The sequence below is a fragment of the Xanthomonas hortorum pv. pelargonii genome (assembly GCF_024499015.1).
GTDB classification, from domain to species: domain Bacteria; phylum Pseudomonadota; class Gammaproteobacteria; order Xanthomonadales; family Xanthomonadaceae; genus Xanthomonas; species Xanthomonas hortorum_B.
On record NZ_CP098604.1, the window covers coordinates 4,056,091 to 4,070,237 of the forward strand.

The 14,147-nt window shown below is 60.9% G+C and carries 9 protein-coding genes and 1 other RNA gene; 3 read left to right on the forward strand and 7 right to left on the reverse strand.

Features of this window, described 5'->3' with window-relative positions; genetic code table 11:
- Nucleotides 1–3: 3 nt before the first annotated feature.
- Genes NDY25_RS17460 through NDY25_RS17475 form a run of 4 tightly spaced genes read right to left on the reverse strand, consistent with a single transcriptional unit; the run spans nt 4 to nt 3,098 of the window.
- The gene (locus NDY25_RS17460; RefSeq protein ID WP_256627598.1) at nt 4–141 is read right to left on the reverse strand and encodes a hypothetical protein; all 138 of its coding nucleotides are present in this window, start codon (nt 139–141) and stop codon (nt 4–6) included.
- Nucleotides 138–992 (reverse strand): BRO family protein, encoded by an 855-nt coding sequence (locus tag NDY25_RS17465; protein ID WP_256627599.1) that lies wholly within the window; start codon nt 990–992, stop codon nt 138–140. Before NDY25_RS17465 ends, NDY25_RS17460 begins: the two co-directional genes overlap by 4 nt.
- Nucleotides 985–2,493 carry a type I restriction-modification system subunit M gene (locus tag NDY25_RS17470; RefSeq protein ID WP_256627600.1) on the reverse strand — a complete coding sequence of 503 codons (1,509 nt, stop codon included), beginning with the start codon at nt 2,491–2,493 and terminating at the stop codon, nt 985–987. Before NDY25_RS17470 ends, NDY25_RS17465 begins: the two co-directional genes overlap by 8 nt.
- Nucleotides 2,494–2,510: 17 nt before the next feature.
- A complete protein-coding gene (locus NDY25_RS17475) occupies nt 2,511–3,098 on the reverse strand; it encodes a restriction endonuclease subunit S (protein ID WP_168958175.1) in 588 nt (195 codons plus the stop codon).
- 169 nt (nt 3,099–3,267) lie between these two features.
- On the opposite strand from NDY25_RS17475, the gene NDY25_RS17480 reads away from it, so the two are divergent.
- Together NDY25_RS17480 and xopK are read left to right on the forward strand one after the other, a co-directional pair.
- The gene (locus NDY25_RS17480; RefSeq protein ID WP_016904386.1) at nt 3,268–3,528 is read left to right on the forward strand and encodes an XAC0095 family protein; all 261 of its coding nucleotides are present in this window, start codon (nt 3,268–3,270) and stop codon (nt 3,526–3,528) included.
- A gap of 633 nt (nt 3,529–4,161) precedes the next feature.
- Entirely contained in the window at nt 4,162–6,735 is a 2,574-nt protein-coding gene (gene xopK / locus NDY25_RS17490; RefSeq protein ID WP_267932952.1) for a type III secretion system effector XopK, read from the forward strand.
- Nucleotides 6,736–6,796: 61 nt separating this feature from the next.
- Here xopK and NDY25_RS17495 read toward each other — a convergent pair.
- Nucleotides 6,797–6,872: non-coding RNA, sX9 sRNA (locus tag NDY25_RS17495), on the reverse strand.
- A gap of 318 nt (nt 6,873–7,190) precedes the next feature.
- Between NDY25_RS17495 and NDY25_RS17500 the strand changes: the two genes are divergently transcribed.
- Complete coding sequence (locus NDY25_RS17500) at nt 7,191–9,542, forward strand: Ulp1 family isopeptidase (protein ID WP_256628010.1); 2,352 nt, start codon at nt 7,191–7,193, stop codon at nt 9,540–9,542.
- A gap of 232 nt (nt 9,543–9,774) precedes the next feature.
- Here NDY25_RS17500 and NDY25_RS17505 read toward each other — a convergent pair whose 3' ends face one another.
- Together NDY25_RS17505 and NDY25_RS17510 are read right to left on the reverse strand one after the other, a co-directional pair.
- Nucleotides 9,775–11,616, reverse strand: a complete 1,842-nt coding sequence (locus tag NDY25_RS17505; RefSeq protein WP_256627601.1) for a glycoside hydrolase family 35 protein — start codon at nt 11,614–11,616, stop codon at nt 9,775–9,777.
- A 54-nt stretch (nt 11,617–11,670) separates the two neighbouring features.
- The gene (locus tag NDY25_RS17510; protein WP_168958178.1) at nt 11,671–14,016 is read right to left on the reverse strand and encodes a GH92 family glycosyl hydrolase; all 2,346 of its coding nucleotides are present in this window, start codon (nt 14,014–14,016) and stop codon (nt 11,671–11,673) included.
- Nucleotides 14,017–14,147: the final 131 nt, after the last annotated feature.

A 14,147-nucleotide genomic window follows, 5' to 3' on the forward strand; every position in this document is an offset into this window, starting at 1 on the left:
GCATCAGTCCGGGCCTGTGATGGCGATGCCCATCGCTGCAAGCCAGGCAAGGCGGTTGTCCGGATCGCCCTTGGAAGGGGGGTCAAATTGACCCCCTTTCGGCAAGTGGTTGATTTCCAAAGTGGCAAGGCGGCTGTTCATTTTTTGTCCTTGTCCTGACCCGGCGCCGGCTTGGCATCCTTCTGCAGCCGCTTGATGCTGGTTTCCGGTGCGGGCAGGTTTTCCGGCAAAGTTCCGCCCAGTTCCTGGATGGTCTTGCGTACCGTCTGGCCCACCTCTAAATGCGTCCGGTTGGCGGCCGTCTTGCCCTGCACGTTATCGCGGCGAAGTTTCTCTTCCGCTTGCGTGGCACGGAACAGGTTGGCGGCCAGTTCCGTGCTGCCCATGTGGTCGAGGATCGTCTGGCTCTTCTTCAGGGCCTTGCGCGCATGGATGTCCTTTGCGCCCAGACCGCCATACAGACCCTTGTAGCCGTGATCCTGGAAGACGGCGTACTCCAGCGGTGTCTCCACACCGGCCTGTTTGGCTGCGGCGGCCAGATCCTTGTTGTGCTTACTCATCTGGTCGCGCAGGAACAGGCGCCGCTGGTTTTCGCTCAGGGCATCGAAATCGACGGTTTCTTCGCCCTGGAGGCGTTCGTTGCCGATGCGCGCCAGCCAGCGCTTGAAGGGTTCGGCCTTTGGCGAGGGAATCGATTGAATGATGCGCAAGGCGCCTTCCAGCGTTGTGCAGTTCAACAGCTGCGGTCCGCCCGCAGTGGCCACGCGTAGGGGAGTGACCAATGTGTCCCAACTGCGGGAGAGCTCTTCATCGCGGCGACGCAAGTTGCGTAGATAGTTTTCCGGACTCTCCGAGTCTGTGAGTGCGACGACCACGTCGATGACCGCAAACCACCATTGGCCTTGGTGCCATGTGCGCCGGACTGCGGCACTGTCCTGTGCCGGGAAGCCCTCGTCAGCATGCGTGGCGATGTCGGTTGTTTCATCACTCATAGCCAAGCTCCTTGAGATAGCGGGCCATCTGCGTTTCGAGTTTTGCCAGCTCGCCCTTCAACTGCTCGCGCTCGCGGCGCACTGCCATCAGGTCGATCTCTGCTTCTTCCACGAAGGTATCCACATACCGCGGGATGTTGAGGTTGTAGTCGTTGCCGGCAATCTCGTCCGGGCTGGCCAGGTAGGCGTACTTGTCTACGTTCTGGCGCGCCTGCACGGTGTCCAGGATGCGTTGCAGGTCGCTCTCGCGCAGCAGGTTCTGATTCTTGCCGTCCTGGTACTGGCGGCTGGCGTCGATGAACAGCACTTTTTTGTCTTTCTTCTTGGCGCGGAAGACCAACACTGCTGCCGGGATGCCGGTGCCGTAAAACAGCTTCTCCGGCAGGCCGATGACCACGTCCAGCAGGTTCTCTTCGATCAATTTCTGGCGGATGCGGCCTTCGGCGGCGCCACGGAACAACACACCGTGCGGCACCACCACCGCCATGCGGCCGGTGCGCGGCTTCATGGTGGCGATCATGTGCAGGATGAAGGCGTAGTCGCCCTTGGTGCGCGGCGGCAGCCCGCGACGGAAGCGGTCGTGCGGGTCGGTATCGGCGCTGTCGTGGCCCCACTTTTCCAGCGAGAACGGTGGGTTGGCCACCACGATGTCGAAGTCCTTGAGGTGGTTGCCTGCCAGCAGCTTGGGATTGCGAATGGTGTCGCCCCATTCGATACGGTGGTTGTCCTCGCCATGCAGGAACATGTTCATCTTGGCCAGCGCCCAGGTGCTGCCGATCGCCTCCTGGCCGTAGAGCGCGTACTTGCCGCTGCCGGTGCGCTCGCGGATCAGCCGGCCGCACTTGAGCAACAGCGAGCCTGAGCCGCAGGTGGGGTCGCAGATCTCGTCGCCCTGCTGCGGGTCCAGCAGGCGCGCCATCAACGTGGAAACCTCTGGCGGGGTGTAGAACTCGCCTGGCTTTTTTCCGCTGCTGGAGGCAAAATTCTTGATCAGGTACTCGTAGGCGTTGCCGATGATGTCGAGCTGGCCGATACGGGAGGGGCGCAGGTTGAGTGCGGGCTTGGCGAAGTCTTCCAGCAGGTGCCGCAGCAGGTCGTTCTTCTGCTGCTCCTCGCCGAGTTTGTTGGCGTTGAAGCTGATGTCCTGAAACACGTCGCGCAGCTTGCCCAGGTTGGCGTCTTCGATGGCGTGCAGGGCGGTGTCGATGCGCTCGCCGTTGCCGGGGCGGTGGCGCTGGTCGTACAGGGTGTAGAAGTTGGCGCGATGCGGCGGTACGAAACGCTCATTCTTGAGCAGCTCTTCGATCAGGCCGGGCTTGTTGCCGTGCTTGGCGGTGTAGTCGTCGTAATGGTCCTGCCAGACGTCAGAGACGTATTTCAGGAACAGCATGGTCAGCACGTAGTCCTTGTAGACGCTGGGGTCTACGGTGCCGCGGAAGGTGTCGCAGGCAGTCCAGACGGCGGCGTTGATGGTGTCTTGGGCGATATCGGTCTTGCTCATGGGGGGTTTCCAAAGGCTTAGGCGAGGAGGCGCTCGGCGAGGATCGCCAGCTCGGTGGTGCGGTTGTCGATCAACGCGTGTAAGGCGGCGCGTTCTGCCTGTGCGGCCTGCTCTAGCGCAATGACCGCCTGTTGCAGTGACAGTGGGGGTAGGCGGATGGGGGTCATGTCCAGCACCGTGCGGCGGATACTCAGCTGGTTGCTGCCCTCGGCCGATTGGCGCAGATACCGTTGTGCCGGCGCCTGATTGAGTTGCCACGCGAGGAAGGCGGGCAATAGCCGCTGTGGTGCCTTCACCCGGATGACATAGATGTGCGGGGAGCACAGCGTGCGTGGCGGCGGTGCCTGTGCAAGCGCTGCAAAGGTGTTGGCCCCTCGGGCGATGAACACGACGTCCTGATCCAGGAGCCAGTCGGGTTGTTTACGGCCTTCGACCTCTGTTGCGACAAGCGCGTCGTAGGTGCAGAGCCCGGTACGTGGGACGTCCCTGATTTGGACAACGCGCACGCTGCCCCCGGCAATCTCAGGGATCGACCCGCGAAACGGGTAGCCCATGCGGACGTCCGCGTGCTCGGCAAGGGTGGAGATAAGTGCATGATTGGCCATGAAGCGCACAATGAGGTGGAATCCACTTTTTGTCAATAAAATTTTGCTTCATTTGTTTTGATGCAATAAAAATGGATGCGCGAAGGCCGGTTGCTTGGTAATCTCATGGTCAAGGAGCGGTGTCTCCTGACGTGAGAACAGGCCATGCGGTGTGCGATGGGAGAAAAGAATGAAGCAATCCTTTGACGGTGATGGCTCCGTGCTGGGTTATTACCTGCCCGAGCACGCGCAGGACCGCCTGCAGAAGCTTGGCGAGCACATGCGTTTTCTGGCGCGGATTGCGGAGCCGCGCACGCGCGCAGAAGAGCAGGCTCCGCAACTGGCGATTCGCATGGACGAGCTGGCGCTCTGTCTAGAGTTGCTGGCAGAGCAGGTACGTCTGATTCTTGATGAGGCACGCTGGCCGGCGACGCTGCACGCTTCGGTTTGAAGGATGCGGGCGGTTGATGGTGTCGGCGCGGATGCGTGTCAGTACGCATGTGCTCGTGCAGTGTTTAATGCGTTCGTTGCCCGCGATATGGATGCGTGGCAGCCAAGCCTTGTGCACTCGGCACTAAGCGACGTCCTCCCGCGCTGAGTAGCGATCGGGTTTAGAGTGCGGAGTGGATTTGACCCGCCCCCGATTGCAGGGCCATTAGTCGGTAGAGATTTCGGCCTGATTTGGCGCCTTTGAATTCGATTCGGGCCCGTAAGCTCGGGCGAAATCTTCAGGGGTTTTTCATGCCAGCGCACTGGGGTCGCTTCTCGTGATAGAGGCGCCGCCACCTTTCGACTCGGCACCGTGCATCGGCCAGTGAGAAGAGTCAGTGCGGTTGAGACACTCTGGTTGCAGGCGTCCGTTGAAGCTCTCTATCGAGGCGCTACCGGTTTGGCGTGCCGCGTCGGGAGAAGTTCAGCTCCGGCCCGTTTTGATACGCCAGCGAGTCATCAATTTATATTCGAGATGAATGCTGTTCGATTTGATGTCGGCTGTTCTCTCCAAGGCAAGGAATTTCGCGGTTGGAGCGAGTCCTGCAGATAGAAGGCAGACTATTTCCGCACCGCATCATGTGGATATTTGGCTATGCGCATTCAACAGCACGCAAACAGCTCTGCCCGTTCGTTTGATTCGTCTACTCCCGACGCGCTTGCTTCAGCGAACGATCTGCCAGCTGCCGATGGCTGGCCCATGGGTTTGGAATCGTTAAAGCGAAAGGCTTCCCAACGAAAGCCCGTCTCTGGCCACGCTTCAAAACACAAAGCTGGCGAAAATGCCATGGCCGAAATTCAGGAAGCAGAGGCGGTCTATGATGCATTCGTGGTCGCCAAGTATCTTGCCGATCCACTGCATGGCACTGTAGACAATACGGCGGAACTGATCGCGGAAATGCCCAACTCGGGCGAACCGGAACATTCCCCGGAAGCCGACCAACCCGCGCATTCACACGAACACACGCCGATCGATCACACGGCAGTGTCGGCAGACCATCAGACGCAGCAGGGTATCGGCGCGGATCACTCTCTGGATCCGCATCCGATCGAGCCTGCAGCGCACGAGAGCCTCCTGCACACCCTGGCTGAGGAGGGGGCGCCGGAAGGCGTTGCCGATCTGGCAATGAGCTTGAGCATCAGTGGCGCCATGCTGCCGCTCTCTGGCCTTGCGATCTACGCCGCCTACAAGGAAACCCGCGAAGTGACCGAACAACGCGGCGCCCTGCGGCAACGCAAACGTCAACTTCAGTCGGAGAGGGCGTTGCTGCAAACTGCGCTGGAGAGCGGCCCATTTACTGCAGTTGCAGGCGCTCAGATCGATGCCTTGAGCGAGGCGATTGATACAGTCGCTTACCAACAACAGCGCAACGCACGTGATGGCGCCATCGCGATGACCTCAATGGCGTCTGCGAGCGTGATCTTTACCAAGGCCACGACAGAGCTCGGCATCCAGGGCGGGTTGGCACTCGGCGCCAATAACGCAAATGCTGCTGGCTTGATCGGCCACAGCACCGCCGCCGCAGGCGTCGCGTCGGCGGCCGGTATTGCCGGCACATTTGTCTTGGCTCCGCTGGCAAGCGTCGCTGCCACCGCGCTGGGCGGTACGTTTCTGCACCAGTCACGCAAGGAGAAAACGCGCGTGGTTGCCGATGTGGCGCGTGTCGAAGACTTCATGCAACGCCTGGAACCGGGCGAGCTCAGCCCTGGCGCACAACGCTACCAGCACTTCTTGAGCACCAAGCTGCCCCAGCGCAGCGGATTCGCCGGCAGCTTCAACAACTGGAACAAGGGCTTTGTCGTTGGCGGCGTCACCTACACGGCCAGTACTTTGACCAAAACCGGAGTCAGTGCTGCTGTTGTGCTGGGTGCAGCCACCGTGACCGGGCCGGTGGGCACCGGTTTGGTGGTCGGTGCCGGTCTGCTGGGTGCGGTGACGATGGGTGTTGGGGGCCACCAGTTTCTGCTGGCGCATGGCAAGCAAAAACGGTATCGCAACTACGAGACTGCGGAGATGCCCAGCGTGGACCGGGCATTGCTTGCCATGGCCGACCTGCTACCCACGACCGAGGCGGGCGTCGCTGCCTCACCGGGGGAAGTGGATCCGCATGGCACACCACGCGTCAGTGACGGTGCCCCGGGAAAAGCGTCGGACACCGTGGTGACGACCGGCACTGGTGACCAGCTGGAGTCTGACCCTGTCATGCCCGACTCAATCGAACACGCGGTGGCTGCCCAGTCGGTAGCGGCAAAACAGGCATCGCCTGCAGCCGACGACGCATCAGCCGCGACGGAGGCAACTGCTGCCGTTCCGCAGCATGGATTCGAACTGCGCAGCGCCCTGTACGCCTGTATCGACGGTCAGGAAAAAGCGCGGGACGCGCTCTTGCAGAACTGCGCCAACGACATGAAGAAACGCTATCGGGCAGTGCCTCGCTCTACCGATCAGCGCCCAGCAACTGGTCAGGCGGCTCAACCATCCTCGCTCGCCAAGCGAGCCAGGGCAGCGCTTTTTGCAGGGGCGACCTACGGGCGAGCAGTGCTCACCGGCAAACCCCGCGTCGCTGGCGAAAAAGCCGCGCGAAGCTATGCAAAACATACCGATACACTGACCGAAACAGCGTTGACCCAGTGGCTGCAAACGTCAGGCTCGGTCAAGTCGCAGGTTGCGTACATGCAAAGTTGCCTGGAGTTACAAAAGAAATATCTAGACTCGAAACTGCGCTTGCGGGTGGAGCTGCCGGCGGAGGATGCTGCCAGTGGTGCAATCCCCGACACAGAAACCACAGCCACGACGGCTGCGCAGGCGCACGCACGCTTGACCACGCAACTGCATCAAGCGCGTGAGCGCGACGAGTTCCAACTGCGATCTGTCAGCTTGATGTTGGAAGAACTGGGCATGGCAAACGAGGAGCTGGAAAGTTCAGACATGAGAAAAATCCAGCGCGCAGAAAACAGGATGCAGGGGCTGCAACAGCGCCTGATCGGTGCGTTGACCGCAAACGCGGTCACGCCGCAGCCAGGAAGTGCGGGCTTTGCGCATTTCTGCATGAAACAGGCCCGGCGGCACACTAGCGATGTGCGCGGCACGTTGCTGGCCACCGAAATGCAGGCCGCGCGCATCCGCGAAGGCGCTGCGGCCGCGGCAACGCCGTCATTCAGCCCTTGAGCGATCAGCAACCGTGGCGTCGTTGCCAGTGGAATGCACACCTGCCACCACGGCCTGGAGTGGCTGACAACACTTGGCGAGCAGTCTTCAGTGTATGCGGGCTACGCGCTCAGAACCGCAGCGTACGAGTGGTACGTACCTGTCTACAAAGCCTTGGGCGTATCAATGCTTCGTCGCCTCAACCAGGACTTGGGTGAGCCACCGCGAAACGGAGCGCTGCTCGCCAAACCGCGACACGGGAAGATCGCTTTCAAGAAAACGGATTCGCCTCCGAGAGTTACTTGCATCGTGAACGCCTGGCAATATCAAAATTAGCTCCAATAGGTACTTCAAATGATGGACGGATTATTTAATTTTGACTATAAAAATATCGCGGAATGACGGAGGCGGCGGATGATCACCGCAATTCTCAGCCTCCTGAAGAACACAGGGAAAACCACAGCGCGGGTTACAACATGCATCCGCTGCTTGAATCCCTCCCGCGAAGAAATCCCACGCAAGTGCATGCCGATAGCTCGGTCCATCAGATGCGCGCAGCCGCGCCGACCTCCAAAACCCATAGAGATTACTCAAAAATATTAGAGCTAATCGGCACATATGGCGATGGCGAAGGTATTCCCGAGCTACAAAGAAGATTTCCAAGTTTTTCTCGATTTTTGAAAGACAGCGTCCTGTCACATATAAGTGGCAGGCAGATGCTTCGGGAATTGAACGAAGATCAACGCGACCAGGTCATATATCAAATAATAAGGCGAATTGGGCATTGCCCGGATCCTGAATATCGAGAAATTGCGCTGAACCGACTGGAGTCGGATTGCAGTCAAAACATTGTGTTGAGCCAACTGAGTTTGGATCGCATTGCTAAAGCCAAAGCCAAAGCCAAAGCCAAAGCCGAAACCAAGGCCAAAGTCAAAGCCGAAGCCAAAGACAAAGACAAAGCCGATGCCATAGACGTAGTCCAAAGCAAGATCAACGAAATTATGGAATATCTACCAAGATATGAAGCATTAGAGAAAGTGCCAGAGGGTGTGAACTTTAGTAATTATTTGCGTGGTGATGGCTCATTCGGCCGGGCGCTACTTAACATCCTTCCATACATCACCCCGGATCAGAAGAAAAGATTTGATCTGGCAAGCGAGAGACGCAAACTGGCCTTGGCCGCTCCAAAAAGCAAGCCCGCTCCAAAAAGCAAGCCCGCTCCAAAAAGAAAGCCTCTAAAAGGCGTATTCCGGACCCTCCATCAAAACCCAGATTTGCTTCTTGCCATTTCAGGCAAATTCAGCAATAGAACGTGCAGTATAGACGATGCAAGCAGCGGATATTTATCACAAGCAAACCTCGAAGAAATGGTCGACGAGGAAACCGGCGAACTGACTCGTCTGGGTGAAGCAGTGATTTCAGGAGCATCCCAAGGCATCCAGACGGCAATTCGCGCCAACTTCAGAATGCGTTATCAACAAACGGATCTGCCTCCAAACAGCCCCCCTCAGGCCTTCCATCGGCCAGAAGAAACGTGGAATCCCAAGACCCCGGCGGGTTCTTCCTATTCTTCCTATTCGTCCCTGATCCCGCCCACCCCCTCTGGCGGTTGGCCGCAGAACGCATCAGGTGAGTGGTATCCCGATACTCCGGCTGATTCTTCCTATCGTGCATGGCCAGCCCGGCCCGAAGCGTCGAGTTCCACCTTCGATGATCTCGAGTCCTTGGACTCCAGGCGGAACTATAGTTATCGCGAATTCGACCTCAACACCCCCCAGGAAATCGAGCAGCCAGGGTGGTGGCAGCACGCCACGTCGGCGGGTTCTTCCTATCGTGCATGGCCAGCCCAGCCCGAAGCATCGAGTTCCACCTTCGATGATCTCGAGTCCTTGGACTCCAGGCAGAACTATGGTTATCGCGAATTCGACCTCAACACCCCCCAGGAAATCGAGCAGCCAGGGGGGTGGCAGTACGCCACGCCCGCCCAAAGCACGGACTCGACCTTCGGTGGCCTCTCCTCCATGAGCCATTATGGCCGCGAATTCGACCTCAACACCCCCCAGGAAGAAGAGGAGCCTTGGGACTACGGCACGCAGACTCCCGTGGGGCACTCGGCCATGAGTCCCGAGAGGATCGATGTGGACAATCTGCCGTCGCCCCAGGACGTCGCAGACCCCGAGCTTCCTCAAGTGACGGACACTTCGTGGCTGCTAGATGGACATTTGCGCGCCTACACCGACGACCTCGCTCGCCGATTGCGAGGGCAGCCCAATGCCCATTTACTCCACTTTGCCGACTCGCAGGTAGTGACCATGCTGAGCTCCGCAGATCCAGAGCAACAGGCCCGCGCACTGCGCCTTCTTGTTGGAGACGACGTCCCACCTATCGTGTTCCTGCCGATCAATCAGCCCAACGCGCATTGGTCATTGCTCGTCGTCGACCGGCGTAACAAGGACGCTGTTGCGGCCTACCACTACGATTCCATGGCACAGACGCAGCCACAGCAACGCTACCTTGCCGACATGGCGGCGTATCACCTCGGCCTTGATTATGAACAAACTCATGAAATGCGCACCGCGATACAGCCGGACGGTTATTCCTGCGGCGATCATGTGCTGACCGGGATCGAGGTGTTGGCCCGCAGGGTGGTCGACGGCACCTTCGACTACGCGGGCGGCAGGGACCTGAGCGATATCGAACCAGACCGCGACCTCATCAGGGATCGTCTTGCCCAAGCGGAGCAAGCTCCAGCAGAAAGAAGCGTCAGGCAAGTTCCCGAACGATCTATCGAACAGAAGAAAAAGAAAAGCAAGTGGTGGAAGTTCTAGCAATTCGACCATCGGCGATAGAGGGTCGGCAGCAATTCGTTAAAAAGTTCTTTGCTGGCAGCGGGTTGGCTTATTTTTGGCTATTTTTTACACGAATTCCTGCCGCCCCTCATTCCGAGCACCGACTGCGACCGTCTGGTGGCCACGCAGTAGTTTTGTCGGCGGCTCTTAATCGATTCGGAGCGAACGCCGCGCCCGTCTGACGATGAGCGCGGTGGTTTCTTGGCCGCGCTTACTCCTTCGGCGTGATCCACACCTGCTGCTGCAAACCACGCACGCTGGGCTTGGCGGTGCTGTCCAGATCGAACACCACCACGGTGTTGTCGCCCTTCCGCTGGAACGGTGCCGGGAAGTACAGCGCACGTTGCGCGCCGATGTTCCAGTGGCGGCCCAGGTTGACGCCGTTGGCCCAGGTCACGCCCTTGCCGAAGGCGCGCATGTCCAGATAGGTGTCGGTGGGTGTGCCGATGCGCAGGCTGCCGCGATGGAAGGCCGGGCCATCGACGTGATTGCGGGTCCAGCCGCGCAGGCTGTCGGGCGAGCGCATCGGCAGCGGGAACGCCTGCCAGCCGATGAGCTGCCGGTTGTCCAGCAGCACCGGGTCGACCAGGCCGGCGCGGCCGTCGGCCATGCGTGGGCCGTAGTTGATGCGGCCGCTGTTTTCCACCAGCACGTCGAGCGTGTGTTCGCCGGCCGGAATATCCACGTTGGTGGAGACCTGCTGCAGGCGACGTTCGACGCTGCCGACCGGCTTCTTGTCCAGATACACGCGTGCTACGTCGCGCACCTCGCCCAGGTACAGCGAACCCTTGCGCGGGCCGGTGACGGTGGTGCGGTAAAGGATGTAGCCGTAATCCTGGCCGAAGTGTTCCATCGGCTGCGGGGTGTCGATGGCGATCGGCGCGGGCAGGTTGTCCCACAGCGGGGCCGATTCGCGCAGTTGGGTTTCCGGCAGGGCGGCGATGGCGATCGGTGCCGGTAATGCAGGCGGTTGCACGCCGGTAACGCGAGTGATGGCATCGCGCATCAATGCGAACTTGGGCGTGGGACGGCCGGCTTCGTCGAGGATGGCGTCGTAGTCGTAGCTGGTGGTTTGCGGGGCGTAATGGTCGCTGGGATTACCCTGGAAATTGGCACCATTCATGAAGCCGAAACTGGTGCCGCCGATGAACATGTAGAGATTGGCCGAGTGGCCCTGGCGCAGGATCCACTCCAGTTCTTCGGTCTGTTGCTTAGCATCGGTGCTGGCGTGCGGCTTGCCCCAGTGATCGAACCAGCCGGCCCAGTATTCGCCGACCATGCGCGGTTGGTCGGGGCGGAACTTGATCAGTTTGTCGAACGCGCTCTTGGCCTCACCGGGTGCGAAGTTCACCACCGCCAGGGTGTCAGGCAAGGTGCCGTTGGCGAGCATGTCGGCGCCGTCGGAAGTGAACAGCAGCGCGTCGTCGAAACCAGCCTTGACGTACATGGCGCGGTTGTCGGCCATGTAGGCATGGTCGTCGTCGTAGGAGCCGTATTCGTTCTCGACCTGCACGGCGACGATCGGGCCGCCGTTGTGGTTAAGCAGCGGATGCACCTGTTTGGACACCGCATCCAGATAGGCCTGGCTGGCGGCGAGAAAGCGCGGGTCGCGGCTGCGTACGCGGATATTGTCCTTGCCGAACAACCACGCGGGGTAGCCGCCGGCTTCCCACTCGGCGCAGGTGTAGGGGCCGGGCCGCAGGATCACGTTGAGGCCCTGCGCGGCGGCTTCGCGCACGAACGCGGCCACATCGTTGTTGCCGGCAAAATCGAACTGGCCTTGCTGCGGTTCGACCAGATTCCAGAACACGTAGGTCTCCACCGTGTTCAGGCCGAGTGCGCGTGCCTTCTGCAGGCGGTCCTTCCAGTATTCGCGCGGAATGCGCTGGAAATGGATGGCGCCGGAGAGAATCTGGTACGGCTTGCCGTCGCGCACGAACTGCGTGCCTTGGGTGCCGAAGCTGGGCCAGCTCTCGGCGGTAGCGGCAGACGCGGTGACGGGAAGTGCGAACGCGAGGGCCAGAACGAGCGGTGCAAGGGTGGTGCGCAACATGGGAAATTCTCGGCGGTGACGAGTGACGAGTGACGAGTAACGAGTTGAGAACAATCAACTAAACGACGGCGGCAGATCCTGCTTGTTCGCACCGAAGGCCAGATTCGGCTTGGCGCCCATGCTGAATTCCAGCGTGCCGCCAGCGGCCAGATCGGCGTGGCGCAACCAGGCGCGGTTGGTTGGTTTGCCGTTCCAGGTCAGCGATTGCACGTACACGTTTTGCGCGCTGCTGTTGTTGGCCACGATGCGCAAGGTGCGGCCGTTGCCGACATCGAGTTCTGCACGCTTGAACAGCGGGCTGCCAAGAATGTAGTTGCCGCTGACCGGATCCACTGCATACAACCCGAGCGCGCTGAGCACAAACCAGGCGCTCATCTGCCCGCAGTCTTCATTGCCGGACAGGCCATTGCGCGCGTCGTGATATTGCTCGCGCAGCAAGCGGCGCACCATCGCCTGGGTCTTGTACGGTTGGCCGGCGTAGGCGAACAGATACGCCACGTGATGGCTGGGCTCGTTGCCGTGCGCGTACTGGCCGACCAGGCCGTCGATATCCGGCGGCGCATCGGCGGGCAGTTCGGAGCTGGTGGAAAACAGTTCGTCGAGCTTGGCAACGAAGCCATCGCGGCCGCCGTACAGGTCCATGTAGCCGTACAGATCGTGCTGGTTGAGGAAGGTGGCCTGCCAGGCGTTGGATTCGGTGAAATCGCGCCATTGGGTGAGGTGGCCCATGCCGCGCGGGTCGAACGGTTTGGCCCAGCTGCCGTCTTCCAGCCGCGCCTGCACGAAGCCGCTGTCGCGATTGAACACGTTGCGGTAATTGCGCGAGCGCGCGCGCAGTGCGCGTGCATCGTCGGTGGCACCGGCGGCCTGCGCCAGATGCGCGCAGGCCCAGTCGTCGTAAGCGTATTCCAGCGTGCGGCTGACCGCTTCGTCCACCTTGTCGGCGGGGATGTAACCGAGCTTGCGGTAATACGCCAGGCCGTGGGTGGTGTCGTCCATCGCACGCTTGCGGTACGCCGGCCAGGCGGCTTTGTAGTCGATGCCGGTGAAGCCCTTGGCATGCGCTTCGGCCAGCACCACTGCCGAGTGGTAGCCGATCATGCAGCCGGTTTCTACGCCTTGCAGCGGCCAGATGCCCACGCCATCCGGGCATTCGTTGGCGCCGCGCACCAGGCATTGCACCAGGTCCGGCACGCGCTCGGGCTGTACCAGCGTGAGCAGCGGATGCGCGGCGCGGTAGGTGTCCCACAGCGAGTAGGTGCTGTAGTTGTGATAGCCCTTGGGCGCGGTGTGGATCTGCAGATCCATGCCGCGGTAGCGGCCATCCACGTCGCTGAAGAGGGTGGGTGCGAGCAGGCTGTGATACAGGCCGGTGTAGAAGATGCGGCGTTGCGCGTCGTCGTCGCTGTCGATACGGACGCGTGCGAGTTCCTTTTCCCAGGCGGCCACGGCTTGCGCGTGCACGCGGGCGAAGTCGAAGTCGGGCAGTTCGGCGTCCAGATTGGCCAGCGCGTTGTCGGCGCTCACCGCCGAGATGCCGACCTTGATCAGCAGCGGTGCGTCGGATGCATCCGGGTAATGCAGTGCGGCCTTGAGATGCACGCCATCGGCGCTGCGCGTGCCTGCGGCCAGCGGCTGGTCTTCGTTGTACAGCTGCACGTGTTTGAACGGCCGTGACAGGCGCATGGCGAAATAGATGTAGCGCCCCTGTGCCCATTGATAGACGCGTCGGCCACCGGTGAGGGTGCGTTCGTCCACCACGCGCAGTTGCGCATCGGTGATGCGGGTGGGGATGCCGGGTTTGTCCTGCATGCCGTGGCACAGGTCCAGCAGCACGTGCGCCGGCTTGCCCTTGGGGAAGTGATAGCGATGCAGGCCAGCACGCGCGGTGGCGGTGAGTTCGGCATGCACGCCGCTGTCCTTGAGCCGCACGCGGTAGTAGCCGGGCGAGGCGGCTTCGTCGCTGTGATCGAAGCGCGAGCGATAGCCGGTGTCCGGTGCGTCGAGTGTGCCGGGCACCAGCTTCACTTCGCCGGTGGCGGGCACCAGCAGAAAATCCAGCATGTCGCCGATGCCGGTGCCGGACAGATGCGTGTGCGAAAAGCCCATGATCGATCCGTCGGATTCGTGGTAGCCGGAGCACGAATCCCACACGGCGTTGTAGGTGTCGGGGCTCAGCTGCACCATGCCGAACGGCAGCGTCGCGCCGGGGAAGGTGTGGCCGTGGCCGCCGGTGCCGATGAAGACATCGACGTGGCGGGTGAGGTCGGCGCGGGTACGCGCGTCGGCTGGGAGTGCGTAGTTGCCGGCGCGTGCGCGGGCGAGGCCTGTTGCCAGAGCGCCGCTACCGAACAGTGCCGCTGCGATGGCGCCTTGGAGAAAACCGCGTCGTGTTGCCATGTGTCTGGTCTCGGAGTTTGCGGGCCGATGCCGGGGCACCCTCATCCGCCCTTCGGGCACCTTCTCCCGGCGGGAGAAGGGAAGATCAAGTGCTGTCGTTCCGCCTGGAAAGGAAGATCTAGCGCTTCGGA

Coding starts and splice junctions, on each gene's coding strand:
- NDY25_RS17460 (WP_256627598.1), bottom strand. CDS start 141: ATGAACAGCCGCCTTGCCACTTTGGAAATCAACCACTTGCCGAAAGGG.
- NDY25_RS17465 (WP_256627599.1), bottom strand. CDS start 992: ATGAGTGATGAAACAACCGACATCGCCACGCATGCTGACGAGGGCTTC.
- NDY25_RS17470 (WP_256627600.1), bottom strand. CDS start 2,493: ATGAGCAAGACCGATATCGCCCAAGACACCATCAACGCCGCCGTCTGG.
- NDY25_RS17475 (WP_168958175.1), bottom strand. CDS start 3,098: ATGGCCAATCATGCACTTATCTCCACCCTTGCCGAGCACGCGGACGTC.
- NDY25_RS17480 (WP_016904386.1), top strand. CDS start 3,268: ATGAAGCAATCCTTTGACGGTGATGGCTCCGTGCTGGGTTATTACCTG.
- xopK (WP_267932952.1), top strand. CDS start 4,162: ATGCGCATTCAACAGCACGCAAACAGCTCTGCCCGTTCGTTTGATTCG.
- NDY25_RS17500 (WP_256628010.1), top strand. CDS start 7,191: ATGCATCCGCTGCTTGAATCCCTCCCGCGAAGAAATCCCACGCAAGTG.
- NDY25_RS17505 (WP_256627601.1), bottom strand. CDS start 11,616: ATGTTGCGCACCACCCTTGCACCGCTCGTTCTGGCCCTCGCGTTCGCA.
- NDY25_RS17510 (WP_168958178.1), bottom strand. CDS start 14,016: ATGGCAACACGACGCGGTTTTCTCCAAGGCGCCATCGCAGCGGCACTG.